Below are 22,612 nucleotides of genomic sequence, written 5' to 3' on the forward strand. Positions count from 1 at the left end.
TTTTCAGTCTCAGTCTCAGTCTCAGTCTCAGTCGCAGTTTTCAGTCTCAGTCTCAGTCTCAGTCGCAGTCTCAGTCACAGTCGCAGTTTTCAGTTTGTTATTCACTGAAAACTGTGACTGTGACTGAAAACTATTTACATTTCGCTAGAATCTCTTTAATCTCTGTTTTACAGCTTCCGCAGCCTAAACCTGCGCCTGTGTTTTTGCATAGATCGGTAAAATCGTTGATACCACTTTTAATTGTTTCCTCGATATTTCCGGCTCCGATTTGACTGCACGAACAAACCAATTTACCTAAAACAGGTTTTGCGGTTGAGCTGCCTCGGAGTAATAAATTTCGTTTATCTGATAATTCGATTTTGGTTTCGATCATGGTTTTGAATTCGGCGAATTCGTTTTTATCGCCCATCAAAATCGCGCCAACCAAAAGATCGTCTTTTACGATGCATTTTTTATAATAGCGTTTTTTCAAATCGGAGAAAACAATTTCTTCGTACGAATCATCGTTTTCCGGAATTTCAATATCGCCAATACTGCAAAGGTTAATGTCTTCTAATTTTAAGATATTCATCAAGATTGAGCCTTTGTAGTAACTGCTGATGTCGCCGGCTAAAAAGTTTGCCAGAATATCGGCTTGTTCTTCTGCTGCAGAAGTGATTCCGAATAATTTGTTGTTGAATTCGGCTATTTCTCCAATCGCAAAAATATCCGGATTTGAAGTTTGTAAATACTGATTTACTCGTACACCACGACCGCATGAAAGTCCGCTTTCACGAGCAATTTCAATATTTGGGATTGTTCCAATTGTATAGACAATCGCATTTGCCGTTATGATTTTTCCGCTCTTTAAAGCGATTTCAATTTCGTTTGGATTATCGGTTTCGAAAACCGTGCTGACTTCATTATCAAAATAAATCTGAATATCACGAAGCTGTACTTCTTCGGCTAATAATTTACTTGAAATTCGATCTAACTGACGCTCCATCAAACGCGAAGCTCTTTGAACGATCGTTGTTTTTACTTTTTTATGTTTTAAGGCTGCCGCCAATTCTAATCCTAATAATCCACCGCCGATAATGACAACATGTTGTTCTTCCGGCGGAAGATTGGTGCTGTCCAGATGTTTTTTCAAACGATCAGCATCTTCTTTTTTTCTGACTGTAAATCGGCCCGGAAGATGAAGTTGCGCATTTTCCGGAACAAAAGGACGACTTCCTGTTGCTATAATCAAGGAATCAAAAGTGTGAATTTCGCCCTGACTGTCCAGAATTGTTTTTTTGTTTGGATCTAGTTTTTCAATTGCAACTCCGGCTTTCATCGTAATTTTTAATTTACTGAAAGCCTCGCCATCTTTGACTTTTAAAAGTTGTTCCCAGCTAAATTCTCCCGTCATATATTCGGGAAGCAAAACGCGATTGTAAAACGGATTTACTTCATTCGAAAAAACAATAATTTCATCAGTAGTATTGAATTCACGATAGTTTTGAATGAATCGGAAAGAAGCTGCTCCAGCACCAACAATGGCAATTTTCTGAAATGGTTTTACATATTTCGTAATCGAAACGGTGGTGTATTTAAAATCAGGTTCTTTCGAAATTGGATCGACAACGTTGTTTGTTAAATTGTTGGTTCTGTTTAAATCATTTTCAAGTTGTTTTCCCCAATGCATCGGTAGGAAAACCACTTTTTCTTTAATCGAATCGGTAACTTTTGCTTTTACACGAACTTCGCCGTTTTTACTAGAAACTACGACTAAATCGCCATTTTTAATATCATTTTTAAAAGCATCAATCGGATTGATTTCGAGAACAGGACTCGGAATATGCGTCAATAATCTTGACACTTTTCCGGTTTTGGTCATTGTATGCCATTGGTCGCGTATTCTTCCTGTTGTTAAAATAAAAGGAAATTCGGCATTTGGCTGAACCGATGTGTTTTCAATGGAAACAGGCAAATTAAAAATCGCTTTTTCTGAAGGCGTATAGAATTTTTTGTCCGTAAATAATCTTGGAGTTCCTGGATGATTATAATCAGGAACCGGCCATTGAAAAGTGCCTTCGTTTTTTAAACGATTATAATTTAAGAATGAAATATCAATATTGGTATTTTTGGTAAGCGCGCAATGTTCTTTGTAAATTTCCTCGGCACTGTTGAAGTTGAATCCGTTGAAATTCATTTTTTTAGCAAAACGAATTAAGATTTCAATGTCTGGAAGCGCTTCGCCCGGCGGGTTGATTCCTTTTGGTAAATAAGAAATACGACGCTCCGAATTGGTCATCGTTCCTTCTTTTTCCAACCAGCCCGCTGCAGGTAATAATAAATCGGCAAATTTGGCTGTATCGGCATTATGCGAAATATCCTGAACGACAACGAATTTGGCATTTTGAAGCGCTTTTTCAGCTCTTCTAGAATCGGGTAAACTTACTAACGGATTGGTACAGATTATCCAAATGGCTTTCATTTTTCCGGATTCTAAAGCTTCAAACATTTCTGTCGCCGTTAACCCCGGTTTATCTGAAATCTCTTCAACACCCCAAAAGTCAGCAACTTCTTTTCTATGCGTTGGGTTTGCGATGTCTTTATGTGCGGCTAAAAGTGTCGCCATTCCGCCGACTTCGCGTCCGCCCATTGCGTTAGGTTGACCCGTTAATGAAAACGGTCCAGAACCCGGTTTTCCAACTTGTCCGGTTAATAAAGATAAATTCAGCAAAGCCGTATTTTTATCAACGCCAACAGCACTTTGGTTCAATCCCATTGCCCAAAGCGAAATAAATCCTTTTGCTTTTCCGATAATATCGGCAGCAAGTTTAATATCGTTTACAGAAATTCCGCAAAGTTTAGAAGCTTTTTCAAGAGAAGTGCCTAAAACTAAGTCTTTATATTGTTTGAAATTCTCAGCGTGATTTTTTACAAAATCATGATCTACATAACCTTTCTCAATAATTCGTCTTGCAATCGCGTGATATAAAATAATATCTGAACCCGGAATAATCTGCAAATGTAAATCGGCAAAAGCGGCAGTGTCTGTTCGCCTTGGATCAATACAAATTACTTTTATTTTCGGATTTTTCTCTTTGTGTTTTTCTAATCGTCTGAATAGAATAGGATGGCACCAAGCCGGATTTGCGCCGGTAATTAAAAAAGTATCAGCCAATTCAATATCATCATAAGCAATTGGTACAGAATCTTCGCCAAATGTCTTTTTATAACCCACGACCGCCGAACTCATACAAAGTCTGGAATTGGTATCGATGTTATTGGTTTTCAAAAAGCCTTTTACCAATTTATTGACTAAGTAATATTCCTCAGTTAAACATTGTCCCGAAATATAAAAACCAACGCTGTCTGGTCCATGTTTTTTTATAATAGAAGAAAAAACAGCTGCGGCGCGATCAAGAGCGGTATCCCAGCTGACGCGTTCTAACGGATAATTTTTGCTTCCGCGCATTTCCGGATATAGAATTCGATCTGAAGTATCATTAACTACGTAGTGCAAGTTCATTCCCTTAGAACATAACATTCCCTTATTTACAGGATGATCTTTGTCACCTTCGACCATTACACCATTTTTAGCATCGTTGGTCACGATTATTCCGCAGCCAACGCCACAGTAGGAACAGGTAGTTTTGATCTTAGTACTTTGCATTACAGTTCGGTTTTAAATAAATCACTTACTTAACTTGAAACAAAAATAAGTATTTTTTAAGTATAAATACGTATTTTTTAATTTTATTTTTATTATTTTTGAGGAAAAGAAACTAGGAGCAACAAATACGTTTAATGCCCAAAAAATGGAACTCATGAAAGAAGAACAATCTATTTGTTATAATTGTGCCAATGAAAATTGTTTCATTAAAAAACATTTGCATTTAGAGAAAATGAAGCAATATGTATCGAAGAAACATAGTTTTGTCTGCAAAAAATCGCAGCAGTTTATTACAGAAGGCGCACCGTTGCAAGGACTTTATTTTGTTTGTTCGGGAAAAGTAAAAACGGTTAAAACCGGAATTAACGGACGTGAACAAATTGTGCGTTTGACTACAAATGGCGATACTATTGGTTTCCGCGGATTCGGAACGAGCAAACGTTATTTGATTGGTGCTTATGCCTTAGAAGATACGGTTTTGTGTAATTTCAGCAACGAAACCATGATGGAAATTTTACAGCATGTTCCTGAATTTACTTATGCTTTAATGTTGTTTTATGCAGAAGAATTAAACAAAAGCGAAAACAATATCCGAAAAATTGCGCACATGAATGTCCGCGAACGTGTAATTGATTTACTGCTTTATATCTATCGTAAATTCGGACAGGTAAATGGTTTTATTGATATTGAGCTTTCGCGAAAGGAAATTGCAGATTTTGCCGGAACGACGGAAGAACAGGCGATTCGTATTTTGTCTAGCCTTAAAAAAGAAGCTCTGATTAAAACGGAAGGAAAACGTGTTGGGATTTTAGAGATTTCAGAATTGCGATCTGAAATTATGGAACATAAGTATTTTTAATCTAAGGTTCTAAGTTGCTAAGATTCTAAGATACTAAGGTTTCTTATTGTAGAGACGCACTGCAGTGCGTCTTTACCTCATGCGTCTCTACGTCGTGTTTTTATTTTTTTCTTCCCATAAATCGGATTACTGAACCCGTTCCGTTATGGAATAAACCTTCGTTGAGTTCGATTTCTTTTTCTTCTAATTCGATGATTTCATAATTTGGGAAATCAGCTTTGATTTCTTCGATTGAAAATAAAGATTCTATGTCTTTTGGGCCGCCAACTTTTTCATTTTTTGTTACGTATTCTAAGTGCTTTTTGCTGAAAGCTTCAAAAATAATAATGCCTCCTTTTTTCAAAAGTTGGTCGAGTTGTCTATGAATTTCAGATTTTATAGTTGCCGGAAAATGGGCATAAATTAAAGCAATCGCATCAAATTGTTCGGTATGAAAATCTAAAGTTTCTAATTCTCCAACTTGATAATCAATCGAAACATCATTGTTTTTTGCTAAGCGAAGCGCTTTGTTTCTTCCTTCTTCACTAATGTCAAAAGCTGAAACTTCCCAGCCTAATTGGGCAGCGAAAACAGCATTTCGTCCTTCACCTTCGGCAGGAAAAAGAATAGTGCCGCGATTTAATTTTTCGATTTGTTCTTGTAAATAATTGTTTGGTGATGTGCCGTATGCGAAATCTTCGGTTTTGTAACGGTCGTCCCATCTTTGAGTCCAGTTGTTCATTTGGTTTATATATTGAATTTAATTATTAAAGGTTTGTGATCGCTATACATTGTCCAATCTTTATAATTTCCGACTTCGACACTTTCCAAAACTTCTATAAAATCATTTGAAGCAAAACAATAATCCATATGATAGGGTTTGTTTTCGTGTCTATAAAGATATAAAGTTGGATGCTCTTCTTTGCCTTGAATTTGATTGAAGTAATTGTGATAAGTGCTGAAAATGTTCTTTTCGGCTAATTTATTTACAACCGTGGTATGATTTCCTTCGCGACGCGGTTTGTCCCAAATTGTATTGCTGTTGAAATCACCAATTAAAATGGTTTGGGTTTCTTTGATTAAATCTTCGTAGTAATTAATCGCTTTCCAAATCTGCGTTACGTAAGCGCCATCTTTATCACTAGGATTATTTGCCCAGATGGCAAACAAAATAAAATCAATTTTTCCACCAGTAACGGCAATTGGCAAAATATTTTTGAAATCCGGATTATGACAATCAAGAAGTTGAAAACGATAATCGCTATAAGAAAAAACGCCAAGCCCTTTATGCGGATTTGTGCCGTACCAAAGAATGTCTTTTGGGGTTTTTATTTCATCTGGGAATTTTAGCTTTTCAGGATTTTCACATTCTGAAATTACAGCAATATCAGGATGGTAAGCGAGAATGAATGCTGCTTTTTTTCTGAATGCCATGTTGCAATTCCAGGCGATTAGTTTCATTTTTCTAAAATTGGTTTTTGTCGTTTCAAAATATTTAAAACAGCAAAGTTCAAGCTTAATGAAAAAACAATGCTAAAGATGGCTATTAATCTATAATTGACATTGCTGTAATGATAATGGTATATGTTTTTGGTGTCAATTATAGATGTATATTTTATAATTTGTGATTCTAAAAATGAAAATGTAAGATAAAATAAAAGTAATAGAGCTATATAAATAAGAATTGAAACAAAGATGATATTTTTTGATTTTTGAATCTTGGAAATTGAGTAAAATCCAATAGGAATCAGAGTTAATATGAAGCCTAAATCAGGAATGAAAAATCTAATTTCTTTTCCTCCGTAAAATTTTAAATCATAATTGGCCATTTTAAATATAAGTGTCCGAGCCAGAGTTCGATATTCTATATCATAAAATAATCCAATCAGAAAAAATAAAATTATGAAAATAATCAAAATTATGATGTCTCTATTTTTCATATAACAAGTTGCGTCCAGAGGATTTTTAACCAAATATACCTAAATCTATTTACAAAATAATTAGAAATGAAACTGCCCTTTTCCAAATAAGAAAAAGGGCAGTTTATAATATTTATATTTTTAAAATCTTAACCAACAAGTGTCGTTACACCACTATTTACATCAATTTCAGCAAAATTATGTTTTCCCATAACGATAAGTAGTTTATCTGAATTATAACCTACATATCTAATTTCAGGCTGTCCCTTTTTGGGTTTTCCGCACACTGAAATTACATTGGTTTGCCATTTCAATTTACTTCTTTTGTAGGCCGATATTGTTTGTAAGTCATTTTCGACATAATAAACAATACTGTTTTTTTTGATTCCTCTTTTTTGCGTTTTGGCAAAATTTATTTCGGAATTATTAGAAATTAAGGCATCATTGTACTTTTGAGCGATGCCTGTTTGCGTGACAATAAATGTCAGCATTGACAGTTTTAGGAAAGGTTTCATTTTGATAGAATTTGGGGTTCGTAATCACTTCAAATATAAATAATTAAATCATATAACAAAATTTCTGGAAGACAAAAAAAAATCCCTTTTTCCGAAATAGGAAAAGGGGATTTTTTAGGAGTTAATTTTGAAGAAAATCTATTTTTTCCAGCTAAAAATTCTCGGATCTACAGAAATCATCAACCAAGCCCAATTGTTGGTATGATTTGCATCTCCGTTTTTGATGAATTCTAATGTACTAGATCCAAACATTTGAGAATAACCTCCTGTAACGGTAATATTTTTTTTGAAATTATAGCCAAAAGTCGCATCAACCTCAGTTCCTAAATACGAATCTAATTTTTCATTTACTGGCGTAACCACATCAGCGGCAGATAAAAATACATGTGGAATCAAAGCAAATTGCCATTTATTGACATTATAATTTAATTTGATAAAAGCATCTTGTAAACCAACATTATTTAAGTGATTTCCAACATAAAAATAATCCATATAACCATTAAAACCGTGGTTGGTTCCAAAAATAGGATTGAACGATTTAATTACAGTGCTTCCGTCGTTTGAATCTTTTCCGGATAAAAATTCGTAACCTAAACCAGCTTTGAAAGCATCTGTAATATTGTACCCAAAATTAGCTGCAGCATTCCAGGCGCTTACTTGCAAATCGGTACTTTTTCCAGTTTGTCCGTAAAACCAAAAGTTAGTATCTATTTTACCTTTTTTATAAGTCAGGTAAGGTCCAAAAGTTTGTTTATAATCTACTAATAATTTATTCGCAGGATTAGGGTTAGGCGTATATTCATAACCTGTGTTCAGCAATAAAAAGCTTAAACCAAAAGCTTCGTTAAATTGGTTGTGATACCACGCATATTGTAACGTTTTGTAACTAGCAACGGTATAAGGTGTTTGAAATGTATTTTCGGCAGTTGAATTGTAAGCACCTCCAAAATCTAACTTTTGAGTTTCGTTATGAAAGGAAACGGTCAACGCATCGTGACTTTGTGCTTGTTGTCCCCAATCTTGTTCACCTAAAATACGTTGATTATCATACGAAAGTACTTGACGTCCCATTCTAGCACTCCATTTATCAGTGAAATTATATTGCACCCAGGCTTCAAAAACAGCAACGCCATTTTTATCTGCTACAGCTGATGGAGTGACATCACCCCAGGTTCTTGTATTTTGTAGCGTCAATTTTACAATTAAATCTTCTTGTTTATAATTGAAATTTAATCGGGAACGCTGTGAAATTTGAGATGTACCTTCCTGTCCGTAAGGTAATAAGGTTTTGTAACCGTTTCTGTATTCAAAGCGAGGCCTGATTTGCAGATTCACATCCAATTCCTGTGACTGCATTTCAAAGCTGATTCCCACAAGCAATAAAATGGCCAATTTTAGTTTATTCATGATTCATGGTTTTAATTGTGAGGCAAATTTATAAGATTATTTCCTTTAAAATTGTGGTTAAAATCATATTGTTGTGATTTATTGTGCGTCTAATGCTAAAACTAATTCAGGTTGTTTTTTAGGTGCCATTTTAAGAATGGTGTAATGCATCCAAACAAGACAAACAGTTGAGAATATCAGAATAAAAATCCATGAGCTAGACCAGATTCCGGTTGCAGTTAATAAATATCCGAAGATAATCGGGCCAAAGAATCCGCCTAAACCACCAATCATTCCGACCATTCCGCCCACAACGCCAACTTCTGTTGGGAAATATTCCGGAATATGTTTGTAAACAGCCGCTTTTCCAATTCCCCAAGAAATCCCAATCAGAATTACTAAAACTAAGAACACCCACATATTAGCATCAAACTTAATAACAGTTACACCTTTTGCGATTAGTTCTTTTTTGGCAACACTTTGATTGTGAGCTACAACTACATCCTGCCAGCTTGAAGTAGTTGGGAAAATAGCATTTTCAGTTGTATTGGCTGTTTTTTGTGCAATAGGATATTCTTTGTCTCCAACTTTTACCGTTTTATTGCTGATTTCTTTTACAACACCTTTTTTAGCGGCTAATATTCCTGGACCCGAAGTCATGATTTCCATTTTTGGAATAGATAATAATCCACTTAAAATTACTGAAGAACTCAAAACCCAGTACATCACTTTTCGGGCACCAAATTTATCAGACAAATAACCTCCAAAAGCTCTAATAACGCCAGAAGGAAGACTAAACATGGTAGCAAACAAACCTCCCATAACTAAACTTGTTTGATACACGTTCATGAAATTTGGCAAAAGCCATTGTGAATAAGCTACAAAACATCCGAAAACTAAAAAGTAATACGCTCCAAAACGCCAAACTCTTTCTGATTTTAAAGGTGTCAACATTTGTGAAATAGTTTTACCGTTGCTTTCTATTTTTTTGTTTTGGGCGAAAATTAAAAAGGCAACACCAATTACGACTAACGAAACAGCGTAAATAACAGGAAGTATTTTCCAGCCATTTTGCGGATCATCAATTGAAAAATGATTTAATAAAGAAGGCGCTAAAAAAGTAGTAATAGCGGCTCCTGCATTTCCCATTCCGAAGATTCCGAGTGCACGTCCTTGCCATTCTTTTGGGTACCAGATTGAAGTGTAGCCGATTCCTACTGCAAAACTGGTTCCGACCATTCCGAAGAAGAAACTAAGTACAGCAAACATGAAAAAACTGTCGGCATAAGGAAGGAGAAACAATGGAATTGAACTTAACAATAATAAAAGTGAAAAAACATATTTCCCACCAAATTTATCAGTTAAGATCCCGATTGGAAGACGCATAATTGATCCGGTTAAAATTGGAATACCAAGAAGCCATCCAACTTGAATAACGTCCCAGTGGAAAATTCCGTTATCGACCAAAAAAGTTACCAGAACTCCATTTAATGTCCAGCAGGCGAAACACACTGTAAAAGCCAATGTGTTTAAAAATAAAATTTTGTGTGATTGCGATAGTGAGTTTGTATTTTTCATAGTACTTATATTTTTGTGTAAAAATAAGTACTATAACTTAGTTTAAACCTGCTAAAACGCAGTTTTTGAAAAATAATTACGTATTTATACGTATTTTTTTAGATTAAAGAATATTCAGCCGCTTTATTAGAAAGTTCCATTAAGTTTTTTACTTTCAATTTTTTCATTAGGTTAAAACGGTGAACTTCAGCCGTACGTTTGCTGATATCTAAAGCTTCGGCGATTTCTTTATTTCCTTTTCCTGATAATAAAAGGGTAAGGATTTCTTTTTCTCTTTTGGTAATCATCATTTCTTCACCTAAGGTTTGTTTAGGTTCTAATGATGCAGAAGAATTGGTCAATTGACTTATTAAGATAGAAGAAATATCACCACTGAAATATTTTCCACCTCCTGAAACCGTATGAAGTGCTTTTAAAAATTCTTCTTTGCTGGAGCCTTTTAGCAGATAACCGTCGGCACCGGCTTTTATGGATTTTAAAACATATTCTTCTGATTCGTGCATCGAAAGCATGATGATTTTTACGTTGTTATTCTCGCTTCTAAGTTTTTCTACTACCTCAATACCGGTTAAGTTGGGCATACGAATATCTACTATAAGTAAATCTGGTTTTGTTTCTGTAACTACTTCCAGAGCATCTGCACCATCAATTGCTTCGCCCACAACCTCAATGTTTGCTTCGTTTTCCAGTAAAGATTTGATTCCGTCTCTAACAAAAACATGGTCATCTGCCAGCACTACACGAATGATATTACTCATAGTTTACTTAATTTTGATTCTCGATTTTTACGTATATTCATCTATAAAGAAGACGCTAATATACGTAATTTTTAAATTAGATAATTAGAAAATGTGGCAATTAGATAATTTTTTGAGGTGCTTTAAGTAATTATCTAATTATCAAATTGGCACATTATCTCATTTGAGAATCGGAATATTAAAAGTAATTCTGGTTCCTTCGCCTGGAATGGAGTTCATGAAAACGCGACCGTTAATGTATTGGATTCTTTCTTTCATAAATAAAAGTCCCATTCCGGATTCGCTGTTGCGTTTTTTGTCGACTGAATTGACGTCAAAACCTTTTCCATTATCGTCGACAATAATACTTAGTAAAGTTTCGCTATGAGAAAGCTGAACAATAATATGGGTTGATTCGGCGTATTTTATGGCGTTGTTGATGGCTTCTTGAGTTAATCGATAAATATTGATTTCGATTAAGGAATCAAGACGCTGATCAAAATCGGTTTTGTTGTAGAAAAGGATTTCCTTTCCAGTAAGCTTTGAAAGTTCCTGCGTGAGTTTTGCCAATGAAGAAACGATGCCGTGATCGCTTAATTCTGGTGGCATCAAGTTGAAAGTTGCTGTGCGGACACCTTTTATAATATCAAGGGAAAGTTTCTTTAAATACTCAATTTTTTGTTCCGATTTTTCTCTGTCATCAAGATTGATGCTTTCTAAACTGAATTTTAAGCCCGTAAGCATTTGGCCAATTCCGTCGTGAATTTCTTTGGCGATTCGGTTTTGTTCGTTTTCCTGATTTTCAACAATTTTACTTGAAATAATCTTTTGCTGATTGATTTTTTCGGTTGTGTTTTCAAGATTTAAACGTTCGACCTCGCGTTGTGCTTTTTTGCGTTCGGTGATGTTGAAACAAACAATTAAAAGTTCCAGTTCGTCTTTTTTGATCATTACAGGAACCATCGACAAATCGAGCCAGATTTCTTTTTCGTCTTTATTTACAATTTTGATTTCGCCCTGCCAGCCACTGCGTTGTTTTTCGAAAATCAGACGATCAAAATTGACTTGTTCTTTTTCGTCTTCAGTAAGTACTTCAGAGAATTTTTTGTTAGATGAAAACTTAGTATAATTGAGAAGTTTGGCAAATTTTTCTCCAATATGAATAATCGAACCATCGGGTGAAATTCGGCAATAAAGCAACGTATTTTCCATCGCATAATTGAGCGATTTTAATTCTTTTACGGAGTTTTCTTTTATTTCAGAAATGATTTCGGTGTCGTATGCCAACTTTAAAGCTTTCTTTTCAGACGCTAAAAGTTTGGCAATTAACTTTTCGATTTTCTTGTTTGTTGGTTTGAAAATGAAGAAGAATTCCAGAAGAAGAACCAAAAGTGTAAAACCAAAAATCCAATATTCAATTTTGCGTTGTTCGGTTACTTTTTCGTGTGCTTCAAGATCGTATTGCGTTACAATCTGATTCATTTTCGAAAGGAAAAACCCTTCGTTTTCCAAAATAATCTGAACTAGTTTTTGATTTTCAGAAGTCGATTTTTTCTGTTGAAGATTCAACAAAAAAGAATCTGTAGTTTGTGCAATTTTATTGAAAATCGGATTGATTTCCAGATATAATTTATTTAGTGTTTCGCTTTTTTCTTTTGGAAAAGCTAAGCTGTCACTGCCATTTTCCAGTGCATTTTGATTCTCTTTCCAAAGCTCTAAAACTTCTTTTAAATGCGAAGTTTTTTTGGCTGTAGCCGAATCAGAAACGTAATGTAAAATCAGAACTTCTTTGACAATTTTCTGGCTCAACATTCTTTGTTTACCAGAGAAATTAATGATTTTGGAATCGCTTAACTGCTGATTCAGATTGTATTGTACTAAAAACTGACTGACAATTATAGTTAGGGCAATAGTAAGAAGCGCAAAAAAATACAGACGGCGTAAATTTTTGAAAGTGATTTTTTCTGCAGCTTCCTGATTGCTTTTCTTCATATCTTATTTACAATCCCAAAGAAGCTTTTATTAGGTTTAAATTTTCTTCAGAATAATTGATTTTTAAAGCTTCCTGATGTCCTTTGTCAGACATTTTATCCCAGGTTTTTTTGATGATGTTTTTTAGTTTTTCTTCGTCGTGCTTGTGAACGAATGGTTCTAAATAGTATTCTAAAAACACTAGGCAAATAACATCTTCTAGTAATTGGGTTTCAGCATCTTTTTTAAGTAATTTCTTTTCAATTAAAAAAGAAACGCGATCGATAAAAGTTTGATCATAACCTGCTTTTTCAAGAATTTCGGCTGTGGTTTTAGCGTGGAATTTTTTCAGTTCTTCTCTCCATTTCAAATAACCAACGCGATCCATTGGGTATGATTCACGAGCGACTTTCCATCGGCAAATATGTTGTGCTTTTGAAGCGATCTGAATTTCTTCTGATGCATTCGGTTCAAATTGCATCAGTTTTTCGTACATCCTGTTTGAATACAATAATTCTTTTGGATATTCGGTGTTTTGGTCTAATTCGATGTTTGGATCCTGAGCGTTTTCAGCATCAATCCATTCGCTTGCTTTTTGAAAAGGTGTAGTCATTTTTTGGTTTGATAATAGAATTTCAAAGATACGGAATTAAGTAGAAAAGTCGAAAGTCGTAAATAAGATAAAAGAAGCAAGAAGCAAGATGATTAAAGTTTTTTAAATCTTGCTTCTTGTTTCTTGACTCTTTAAAAGTCTAATCTATAAAACCAACAAATACTTCATTTTCAACAATCTTAACAGGATACGTTGCAATGTTATAATCGTCTCCGTTTAAGTTAGAACCGTCAACTAAAGAAAAAGTCTTCTTATGCATAGGACAAGCGATTTTCGGGATATCATCAGCAGATCCCGTCATTCCTCTTGAAAGTACCATTTCCATTTTGTGCGGACAGGCATTTTGGCAAGCGTACCATTCGTTGCGGCGTGTGAAATTGAAAATCGCAATTTGTTTGTTTTTGTATTTGATGCATCCGCCTCGGTTGGTTGGGAAATCTTCAACTTTACCCGCTTTGAACCAAATTGTAGCATCGCTTGCGTGAACCGTTTCGTATTGATTTAAGATTTCTTCCATTTTGATTAAGTTTTGATTTCCTGTTTCTTATCCCTCTTTTTACAATCAAGAGAGTTTTGATGGCGCAGTAAAAAAGAGGGTAAGAAGGACAGCAAACGTTTAATGATTTTTTTTCTTTTTTTTTTGGAGCTTTATGATTGAAATTGCTCGCAAAGTCGCGAAGACGCAAAGTTTTTTTTAAGTTTTAGAATTTGATTTTACGACTTTGCGACTTTGCGAGATTAAAACATTTTTACGACCAAGCTTTAGGCATTTTTTGATCTCTTAATGGCACAAAAGCAATGTTGTCATCTTTCTCGTCTGAGTTCACAAAATGATTGAAACGTTTCAATAATCTTGGTTTTTCGAGAACTTGTTTCCATTCGCATTCGAAAGTGTTTACTAAAGTCTGCATTTCGGCTTCTAATGTTTCGCAGATTCCTAGGCTGTCTTCGATAATTACTTCTTTTAAATATTCTAAACCTCCGTCTAATTTTTCTAACCAAGTTGAAGTTCGAATCAGCGGACCAGCGGTGCGGATATAATACATTAAGAAACGATCCATGTATTTTATCACGGTTTCTTTATCTATTTTTTCGGCTAGTAAAACAGCGTGTTTTGGATTGGCACCGCCATTTCCTGCGATGTATAAATTCCATCCACCTTCAACGGCAATTAATCCGAAATCTTTTCCGCGGGCTTCGGCGCATTCGCGAATGCAAGCCGAAACACCACCTTTTAGTTTATGCGGAGAACGGATTCCTTTGTATCTGTTTTCCAATTCTATTGCAAATCCAGCGCTGTCGTCCATTCCGTAACGGCACCAAGCATTTCCTACACAGCTTTTTACAGCACGAAGCGATTTTCCGTAAGCGTGGCCGCTTTCAAAACCATTATCGATTAATATTTTCCAGATTTTCGGCAAATCACTTAGATGAGCTCCGAATAAATCGACTCTTTGAGCTCCCGTAATTTTTGTATATAAATCAAATTGTTTGGCAACTTCTCCAATTACGATTAATTTTTCGGCTGTAATTTCTCCTCCTGCAACTCTTGGCACTACAGAATAAGTTCCGTTTCGTTGAATATTAGCTAAAAATCTATCGTTTGTATCTTGTGTAGTTACGTGTTTGTTTGCGGTGTCATTATAAATACTAGAGAAAATAGAAGCAACAACTGGCTTGCAAACTTCGCATCCATCACCTTTTCCGTGATGATCCAGAACATCATAAAAATTCTCGTATTTATTGATTTTTACCAAATCAAATAATTCCTGACGCGTGTAGCTGAAATGCTCACAGATTACTTCTTTTACTTCTTTTCCTAAAGATTTTTGAGTGGCTTTTACCAAATCTGAAACCATTGGTTTACAGCCTCCACATCCAGAAGTTGCTTTTGTTGCTTTCACAACATCTGAAAGTGAAGAACAGCTTTCGTCTAAAATTTTACAACAAATAGCGCCTTTAGTTACATTTTCGCAAGAACAGATTACAGCTGTATCTGGCAAATCCATTACGCTTCCTAAAGAAGAACCTTCAGAACCATCGCGAGAACCTAAAATTAAATCTTCCGGATTTTTAGGCAATGCCATTTCGTTGATGTAAATCTGGAAAAGCGAATTATAATCGCTGGAATCGCCAACTAAAATTCCGCCTAATAATTTTTTAGAATCTTTGGTAACGTTGATTCTTTTATAAACACCGCTTAATTTATTCTCATAAATAATAGCAGTAACGTCATTGTTCTCGATAAAAGGATCACCAAAACTCGCAACTTCAACACCAATTAATTTCAATTGTGTTGACATATCGATGGTTTCTCTCATGGTTTTATCACCATTTAAGATTTGCTCAGCGGCTACATCGGCCATTTCGTAACCTGGCGCAACAAGTCCGTAAATGTTATGGTTGTAAAGAGCCGCTTCGCCAATCGCAAAAATAGAAGGGTCTGATGTTCGCATTTGATTGTTTACCACAATTCCGCCTCGTACACCAACTTCAAGTCCTGAAACTCTTGCCAGTTCGTCGCGAGGTTTAATTCCGGCAGATATAACCAACATGTCTACTTTTAACAATTCGTCGTTTGCAAACATCATTCCTGTTATACTTTCCTTTCCGTCAATATATTGCGTTGCTTTGCTAAGGTGGATACCAATATTTAATTCTTCAATTTTTGACTGAAGCATATCGCTAGCGCCTTGATCCAATTGTCTCGGCATCAAACGAGGAGCAAATTCCACCACATGCGGATTCAATCCTAAATCTCTAACGGCTTTTGCAGCTTCAAGTCCTAATAAACCGCCACCTAAAACCGCCGCTTCGCTTGCGCCTTTTTGTTTTATTTTTTTGGCGTAAGCCATAATGGCGTCTAGATCTTCGATGGTTCTGTACACAAAAACACCTTCTTTTTCGACACCTTCAATTGGTGGAACAAAAGCCGAAGAACCTGTTGCTAAAACTAAGTAGTCGTACGTATGTGTTTTGCCTAAATGCGTATGTATTGTTTTTACATCACGATTAATATCTGTAATTAGTTCAGATGTATTTAGAATAATATTGTTTTCAGCGTACCATTGGGTTGTTGAAAGTGATAGATCGTCTGCCGTTTTTCCTCCAAAGTATTCACTCAAGTGAACGCGATCATAAGCACGTCTCGGTTCTTCTCCAAATACTGTGATTTGATACTTTTCTTGTCCAGATTTTGCAACAAACTTTTCACAAAATTTATAACCAACCATGCCGTTTCCAACTACTATTACTCTAATCATGATTTCTTTAATTAAGTATTACTATGCAAATATAAGTATTTGTACTTATAAAAATACGTAATAAATTTATTTTTTTTAAGTAGATAGGGTTTTTTTAGCTACGTATCTTGTCGTAATCTTTTACGTAGTGCGGGTTTTGAATGATTTTTTGAGTGATTTAGTTTTTTAAAATTTGAAAGGATTCTAAATAAGCGTTTCAAAAAAATATCGTAAATTCATAAGAATTTTATAGGTGTTTTGAAAAAAAGAACATTTTTAAACTAAGATCTCATGAAAAAAATACTTTCAATATTGCTATTATCAGTTTTAATGATAGGCTGTAAAACCGCAATAAACAAAGAATCTGTAGGAACAACTTCAGGCAGTTCTACAGAAGAGGATTTAAAATATTACTTTAAAGGGACAGGAAACGAACCGTTTTGGGGAATCAAAATAGGGAATGAGGAAATCGTTTTTACGTCATTAATACCTGGGAAAGAAAAATTAGTTTTTCCTGCTGTTGAAGTTACAAAAGCTATGGATGCTAATATAAAGATGTATAAAGTAAGTAATGAAACTGCTTCGGCGACAATTACGATTCAACAATTGGATTGTCAGGATTCAATGTCTGGTGCGATTTCGCCTTATAGTGTAAAGGTTGAAATCAAAAATAATTCGGAATTAGAAACGAAAAAGTTGGGCGGATGCGGAAAATACTTAACTGATTATCGACTTCATGATATTTGGGTTTTGGAAGAATTAAATGGCTATAAAGTTTTTGCAACTGATTTTCAAAAAGAAATGCCTCGAATTGAAATTAATTCAACCGAAAATAGATTTTCTGGCTATGGCGGCTGTAATGCCATTAGTGGTTCTATTTTTTATGAAAAGGATTTATTGCGATTTACAAAGGTAATTTCGACTCTTATGGCTTGCCCACAAGGAAATAAAGAAGGTGAATTTACGAAAGCACTGCAAAGCACAACAACTTATTCTATTGGAAATAATCAATTGACTTTGTCTAATCTTTCTGGGAAACTTTTGGTTTTTAAGAAAGTGGATTAGTTTTTATAAGAGCTTCGACTTCGCTCAGCCTGACATTTCGTTTGTCTTCCTGAGCGAAGTCGAAGGATTTATTCAAGTTCCTTAGTTTCTTCCTCTTCGTCATTACCTTCAATAAAATCCAATTCGAGAGCTTTCACACTTTGAACGGCATTTCCGGCAATACCACGAATTGAACCATACATTCCTAAAGTATTGTGAACCACTTTTTCAATTTGTTTTTCACGTTGTTTCCAGATTCTTTGCATTGCTCTTTTTTCAGAATCCAGATCGCTTTGCATTTGTGTAAAACCTTCTACGATTCCTTCTACTTGCAAACGGAATTCATTACTTGTAAGGAAATCATATAACATCGACATTTTATCGCCTTTGTTTTCCTGTGCCTGAACTGCCTGACTAACCTGAATCAATGATTGGCGTAGAACAGCACTTAAGCCTTTAAATTCTTCATATGTACAAATCCATATTCCATCTCGCATTCCCATTCGCTCCATTCCGTTTGGCATTACTTCGGTTACCAGAACTCCAATATTTGCTCTTTTAGTTCTGATATCGTTTTTGAATTTTTCAATCCATGAAGGCTGAAATGCTTTTGTTCTCTTACTTTCGTAATAAATAGAACCACAGTTTTGATGTTCTCTTGTGTTGACAACTTGAAGACAGTCGGCGCCGTTTGCACCTTTTTTTATTTCATCAATACTATCAAGTGGAAAGTTGTTGGCCAGCCATTCTTCAATCGCTAATTCCATTACTTCACCTTGCAATTGCATTGAGCCTTGTTCCTGCTTGCGTTTCATTTCTTCAGTCAGTTTTTTTTGTTCTTCCAGCTGTTTCTGAAGTTCTTTGAATTTCAACTCGTTTTTATCGTCTTCCTGTTTTCTGATTTTTTCACGTTCCAAAGCCAATTGTACATTCAATTGCTTTTCTGCTTCGGCCTGAATCGCATCTTTCATTTCCAGTTTTTCGCGTTGCAATTTTGCGATTTCACCTTCCATTTTATTTAATTCCCTGATTTTTTCAGATTTTTCAGAGAGTTCTTTTTCCATCAATAATAAACGATCTTTGTTTTCTTCTTCTAATTTGGCTTTTAGTTTCTCGGATATTTCTTTTTCGGCTGTTTTTTTCTCGCGTTCTAAACGTTCAGCGAAAAGCTCATTTTCCTGCTTTTTCTTCGCTTCAAATTCCATTTTAGCTTTTTCCAATTGTTCGTTTTTAAGCTCTAATTCACGGTTTTGAATATTCGCTTTTTGTTGAAATTCTTTACGGATACTATCTTCCAACTGATGTTTTAAAACATCATTTACATCGATAGGAGTTCCACAGTTTGGACACTGAATTGAAGATTGTTCAGCCATTTTTATTGATTTTATTGAGTGGGATTATAATTTGCTAAGGTATTTAAAACTTCTGTTTTTCTTATGTGGATTTCTGTACTAAATTGTAACGAATTTTTGTTATAGCCACAATGTATTCTGATTATGTCTCTCGCAAAGTCACAGAGGCGTAAAGTTTTTTTGCCACAAAAAAAGGATTTTCTCTCATTTTTGTCATTTCGACGAAGGAGAAATCTTCGTAAGTAGCTCCGTTCCTATAAGTCAATCTTTGTGGAGCTTATCGTCGAGATTTCTCCTTCGTCGAAATGACAAACTACATGGGTAAATGTGTAGTAGAGAAAAACTTAGCGACTTTGTTGCAACAAAAACTCCACGGCAGATCTAGTAATCTCAGAATCATCTTCTTTTGAAATAACAATCGAAACATTTGTAAAAAGATTCACTTTTTTCAATTCGATAAAACCAAGCTCATAATCCTGATTATTCTTTGAAATATTCGAAGGAACGATCGAAATACCTAATCCGTTTTTGACTAATTGTACTATTGAATTAATGTTATTTGCTTCGTGAATAATCTTCGGCGTAAAGCCATAAAAAGCACAAAGTTCTAATAAAACTTCATGATAATGCGGTGCGTAATCTTTATTGAAGAAAACAAATGTTTCGTCTTTCAATTTTAAAATCTCATTTTCTGATTTTATTTGGACAGATTTTCTATTATAAACCAATGAAAATCCATCTTTAAACCATAAATGCGATTTTATTTTAGGAGAATGAATCGGCGATCTGATTATTCCCATTTCGATTTTTCCTTGTTCTAAAGCATCGATTTGTTTCGTAGTTGAAATCTCGAAAAGTTTAAAATTTACGTATGGAAATTGTGCTTTCAGATGTTTTATTAATTCTGAAATGACAGAAGAATAAATCGAACTGATATAAGCGATTCTGAATTCTCCCGAAACGTTTTCTGCAATCTTTTTTGTCTTTACTGAAATGCGTTCCAAATTCTGAAAGACATTTTTAACTTCTTTTTCAAAATATTTTCCAGCTTCGGTCAATTCTACTTTTTTATTGTTTCTGATAAAAAGCTTTGCCTGAAGTTCTTCTTCTAATTCAGCTATTTGTCGGCTCAACGGAGGCTGGGAAATAAAGAGTTTTTCTGAAGCTTTGGTAAAGTTCAGTTCTTCGGCTACAGCCAGAAAATATTTTAAGTGACGTAATTCCATGATACTTTTAAAGTATTGTTAATTGATAAAAATAGTATTTTTAAAGTATTTATGAAAAAGATAGTTTTGAAAAACAAAAAATAAGTCTCTCGCAGATAAAGCAGATTATTAATTTAGATAAAAATCATCTAACCATAATATTTCCAATCAATAATAGCAAAAAGATTCGCGAAATCTGCGAGAGATTAAAAAAAACAAAGACTATGAAAAAATCTACTATTGAAGAAATCAAAGAACGATTTGACAATGATGTCGAACGATTTTCAAATTTAGAAACGGGACAAATCGCCACAATCGACGCTACAATTTCTTTGGAATTAATAACTGAAGCTTCTAAAAGAATTGTTCCGAATGCCAAAAACATTTTGGATGTGGGCTGTGGTGCAGGAAATTATACATTAATGATGTTGTCTAAAGTTCCAGATTTAAATTGCACTTTGGTCGATTTGAGCTTGCCAATGTTAAATCGTGCTTTTGAAAGAGTTTCAGCAGAAACAAACGGAAAAGTTGAAATTAAACAAGGCGATATTCGAGAAGTGGAATTAAAAGAAAATAGTTTTGATATTATTTTGGCAGGTGCAGTTTTGCATCATTTGAGAGATGATAATGATTGGGAAACAACTTTTACTAAATTGTTTAAATTATTAAAACCCGGAGGTTGTTTGATGATTTCTGATTTGATTACTCAAGACACAGAAATATTGAATGAATACACCTGGCAGCGATATGGCGAATATTTGGAAGGAATAGGAGGGACAGCGTATCGCCAGAAAGTTTTAGATTATATTGAAAAAGAAGATTCGCCAAGATCTATGAATTATCAATTGGATTTGATGAAAAAAGTAGGTTTTAAAAGCGTTGAAATTTTACACAAGAATATGTGTTTCGGAGCTTTTGGCGGAATTAAATAGAGGTTTTCTATTTAATAATGATTTGAATAGCCGTTGGTTTTAACCAACGGTATTGATTGTCAATAAAAAAGGCTTTAGCCAAATCTGCAGTGATTTTGGCTAAAGGCTTAAGTGTGTATATTTTTACCCGTTGGTTAAAACCAACGCCTATTCATTCTCTTGCTTTGAAAATTTTGGCATCGGATATTTATTTCGAAGATCAAAAACAACTTCTGATGCTCCATTTTGTTGTAAATAATCTAATTTTTCAACAGCTTCTTCCATAGTTGGGATATGTCCTTTTGGAATCCACCACATGGCTGTATGCGCTTTTCCGAATTTCTGAAACCATTCTTTACGGCGCTTTAGAAAATCGCTGTGAAAAGTTTTATACATATAATACTCCAAAGTTTCAATGCTTTTCCAAACCGATACATTGATGATAACTTGCTCATCATTATATGGATTCAGGCTTGTTGCATTATAACTGTCGTCTTTTAATCTCCAGACAAATCCTTCGCTGTTTTCGGCTAAAGTATTTACTAAATCTAAATTGTCTACAAATTCTTTCATGATGGGATCGTTGATATCGACTCCTTTCATTTTCGCAATATTAATTTCGGCAAGGTGATAATTGCTCATTTTTCTATATTTCTGAATATGAAGCAATTTAGTTTTTTTCTGAATAATTATTGTGAAAGAATAAGTTTTATTTGAGGCATTTAAATTATCCTGCTAGGGAGCTATAAAATCTGGGCAGTTTTGTAAACCTGAATAGGAGCAGAAACAAAATTTTCACTTTTGCTGATGAAATCCTGTAAATGCGATTGATTGTTGTGAAGATCTAAGCCAGTTTGATCTTTCCACTCTTCCCAGATTATAAAAACGTTTTCAGAATGGTGAAGATCATAACGCACACAGGCTGTTTCTTTTCTAGTTTCGACAACCAAGTCGTTCAATAAACTTTGAAGTTGTTGGATGTTCTCTTTTTTACTTTTAATGATGGCGGTAATAGATATCATAATTATAAAGTTTTAAAGGTTTCTTCTAAGTGTTTGGTATACTGTTCTTTAAAGATAATAATATTTTCTGGTGTTGCGCCTTTTTCAACATCATGAAAATGAAATCCGTTTATTTTTTCCATTCCAGTGAATTTGTTCATTTTGTGGAAACCAAACATTGCGCCATCGTCAACTGAAGTTTCTTCGAAAAACTCGCCTGGAAGAGTAAAAGCGGTTGCAGGTGCGTTCCAACTTGTTGTAAGCATATATTTTCGCCCATGTAAAAGTCCGCCAGTTCCATAGTTGATATCTGGATTTACACGGCTTCTTCCATCGCTTTTGTAGATTCCGTTGTTGTGTCCTTGCGTAAAAACATCATCAATGTATTTTTTGAAGAGATTCGGGATTTGAAACCACCAAACTGGTGTATGATAGATGATTAAATCTGCCCAAACGAATTTTTCAACTTCTTGCTGAAGATCAATTTTGTTTTCGATATGCGTTGTTTTGATTTCGTAATTTGTGTTTTTTGAAAGGAATTCAACTGTCCAGTCCTGAACCGTTTGATTGAATTTTCCGCCTGAATGAGCGAATTTTTGTCCGCCGTTAATTATAAATATTTTTTTCATTTTAATTATTGTTTCTTTTAAAAAC

The 22,612-nt window shown here is 34.6% G+C and carries 19 protein-coding genes; 3 read left to right on the forward strand and 16 right to left on the reverse strand.

What is annotated here, in order from left to right; all coding sequences use genetic code 11:
- Window positions 1–130: 130 nt before the first annotated feature.
- Window positions 131–3,646, reverse strand: coding sequence for a molybdopterin-dependent oxidoreductase (locus ACWA1B_RS12495; RefSeq protein WP_456907341.1), 3,516 nt, complete (start codon window positions 3,644–3,646; stop codon window positions 131–133).
- 154 nt (window positions 3,647–3,800) lie between these two features.
- Here ACWA1B_RS12495 and ACWA1B_RS12500 point away from each other — a divergent pair, with 154 nt between their 5' ends.
- Window positions 3,801–4,505 carry a Crp/Fnr family transcriptional regulator gene (locus ACWA1B_RS12500; protein ID WP_456907343.1) on the forward strand — a complete coding sequence of 235 codons (705 nt, stop codon included), beginning with the start codon at window positions 3,801–3,803 and terminating at the stop codon, window positions 4,503–4,505.
- 100 nt (window positions 4,506–4,605) lie between these two features.
- Here ACWA1B_RS12500 and ACWA1B_RS12505 read toward each other — a convergent pair whose 3' ends face one another.
- From ACWA1B_RS12505 to nirB, 10 genes are all read right to left on the reverse strand, one after another.
- Window positions 4,606–5,226, reverse strand: coding sequence for a class I SAM-dependent methyltransferase (locus ACWA1B_RS12505; RefSeq protein ID WP_456907345.1), 621 nt, complete (start codon window positions 5,224–5,226; stop codon window positions 4,606–4,608).
- 5 nt (window positions 5,227–5,231) lie between these two features.
- Window positions 5,232–5,945, reverse strand: a complete 714-nt coding sequence (locus ACWA1B_RS12510; RefSeq protein WP_456907347.1) for an endonuclease/exonuclease/phosphatase family protein — start codon at window positions 5,943–5,945, stop codon at window positions 5,232–5,234.
- A gap of 607 nt (window positions 5,946–6,552) precedes the next feature.
- Entirely contained in the window at window positions 6,553–6,918 is a 366-nt protein-coding gene (locus ACWA1B_RS12515; protein WP_035647028.1) for a hypothetical protein, read from the reverse strand.
- A 138-nt stretch (window positions 6,919–7,056) separates the two neighbouring features.
- Window positions 7,057–8,325 carry an alginate export family protein gene (locus ACWA1B_RS12520; protein WP_456907349.1) on the reverse strand — a complete coding sequence of 423 codons (1,269 nt, stop codon included), beginning with the start codon at window positions 8,323–8,325 and terminating at the stop codon, window positions 7,057–7,059.
- A 78-nt stretch (window positions 8,326–8,403) separates the two neighbouring features.
- Window positions 8,404–9,882, reverse strand: coding sequence for an MFS transporter (locus ACWA1B_RS12525; protein WP_456907351.1), 1,479 nt, complete (start codon window positions 9,880–9,882; stop codon window positions 8,404–8,406).
- Between the two features lie 98 nt (window positions 9,883–9,980).
- The gene (locus ACWA1B_RS12530; protein ID WP_456907353.1) at window positions 9,981–10,640 is read right to left on the reverse strand and encodes a response regulator; all 660 of its coding nucleotides are present in this window, start codon (window positions 10,638–10,640) and stop codon (window positions 9,981–9,983) included.
- Between the two features lie 159 nt (window positions 10,641–10,799).
- Window positions 10,800–12,611 (reverse strand): ATP-binding protein, encoded by a 1,812-nt coding sequence (locus tag ACWA1B_RS12535; protein WP_456907354.1) that lies wholly within the window; start codon window positions 12,609–12,611, stop codon window positions 10,800–10,802.
- Between the two features lie 7 nt (window positions 12,612–12,618).
- Window positions 12,619–13,203, reverse strand: a complete 585-nt coding sequence (locus ACWA1B_RS12540; protein ID WP_456907356.1) for a DUF4202 domain-containing protein — start codon at window positions 13,201–13,203, stop codon at window positions 12,619–12,621.
- A 139-nt stretch (window positions 13,204–13,342) separates the two neighbouring features.
- The gene (nirD, locus tag ACWA1B_RS12545; RefSeq protein ID WP_456907358.1) at window positions 13,343–13,720 is read right to left on the reverse strand and encodes a nitrite reductase small subunit NirD; all 378 of its coding nucleotides are present in this window, start codon (window positions 13,718–13,720) and stop codon (window positions 13,343–13,345) included.
- Window positions 13,721–13,952: 232 nt separating this feature from the next.
- Window positions 13,953–16,466: a nitrite reductase large subunit NirB gene (gene nirB / locus ACWA1B_RS12550; RefSeq protein WP_456907360.1), complete on the reverse strand. Its 2,514-nt coding sequence runs from the start codon at window positions 16,464–16,466 to the stop codon at window positions 13,953–13,955.
- 270 nt (window positions 16,467–16,736) lie between these two features.
- On the opposite strand from nirB, the gene ACWA1B_RS12555 reads away from it, so the two are divergent.
- Window positions 16,737–17,510: an META domain-containing protein gene (locus ACWA1B_RS12555; protein WP_456907362.1), complete on the forward strand. Its 774-nt coding sequence runs from the start codon at window positions 16,737–16,739 to the stop codon at window positions 17,508–17,510.
- Between the two features lie 68 nt (window positions 17,511–17,578).
- Here the strand turns inward: ACWA1B_RS12555 and ACWA1B_RS12560 are convergent, their stop codons facing one another.
- A complete protein-coding gene (locus ACWA1B_RS12560; RefSeq protein WP_456907364.1) occupies window positions 17,579–18,862 on the reverse strand; it encodes a DUF2130 domain-containing protein in 1,284 nt (427 codons plus the stop codon).
- 323 nt (window positions 18,863–19,185) lie between these two features.
- The gene (locus tag ACWA1B_RS12565; RefSeq protein ID WP_456907366.1) at window positions 19,186–20,067 is read right to left on the reverse strand and encodes a LysR family transcriptional regulator; all 882 of its coding nucleotides are present in this window, start codon (window positions 20,065–20,067) and stop codon (window positions 19,186–19,188) included.
- 203 nt (window positions 20,068–20,270) lie between these two features.
- Between ACWA1B_RS12565 and ACWA1B_RS12570 the strand changes: the two genes are divergently transcribed.
- A complete protein-coding gene (locus tag ACWA1B_RS12570) occupies window positions 20,271–20,978 on the forward strand; it encodes a class I SAM-dependent methyltransferase (RefSeq protein WP_456907368.1) in 708 nt (235 codons plus the stop codon).
- Window positions 20,979–21,125: 147 nt separating this feature from the next.
- Here the strand turns inward: ACWA1B_RS12570 and ACWA1B_RS12575 are convergent, their stop codons facing one another.
- The 3 genes from ACWA1B_RS12575 to ACWA1B_RS12585 all read right to left on the reverse strand — a co-directional run bounded on the left by ACWA1B_RS12575 (window position 21,126) and on the right by ACWA1B_RS12585 (window position 22,587).
- Window positions 21,126–21,599 (reverse strand): DUF3291 domain-containing protein, encoded by a 474-nt coding sequence (locus tag ACWA1B_RS12575; RefSeq protein ID WP_456907370.1) that lies wholly within the window; start codon window positions 21,597–21,599, stop codon window positions 21,126–21,128.
- 101 nt (window positions 21,600–21,700) lie between these two features.
- On the reverse strand, window positions 21,701–21,979 hold the full coding sequence (locus ACWA1B_RS12580) for a putative quinol monooxygenase (protein WP_456907372.1): 279 nt from the start codon (window positions 21,977–21,979) through the stop codon (window positions 21,701–21,703).
- Window positions 21,980–21,981: 2 nt separating this feature from the next.
- On the reverse strand, window positions 21,982–22,587 hold the full coding sequence (locus ACWA1B_RS12585) for an NAD(P)H-dependent oxidoreductase (RefSeq protein WP_456907374.1): 606 nt from the start codon (window positions 22,585–22,587) through the stop codon (window positions 21,982–21,984).
- Window positions 22,588–22,612 lie beyond the last annotated feature (25 nt).

The organism is Flavobacterium xizangense (genome assembly GCF_054075145.1).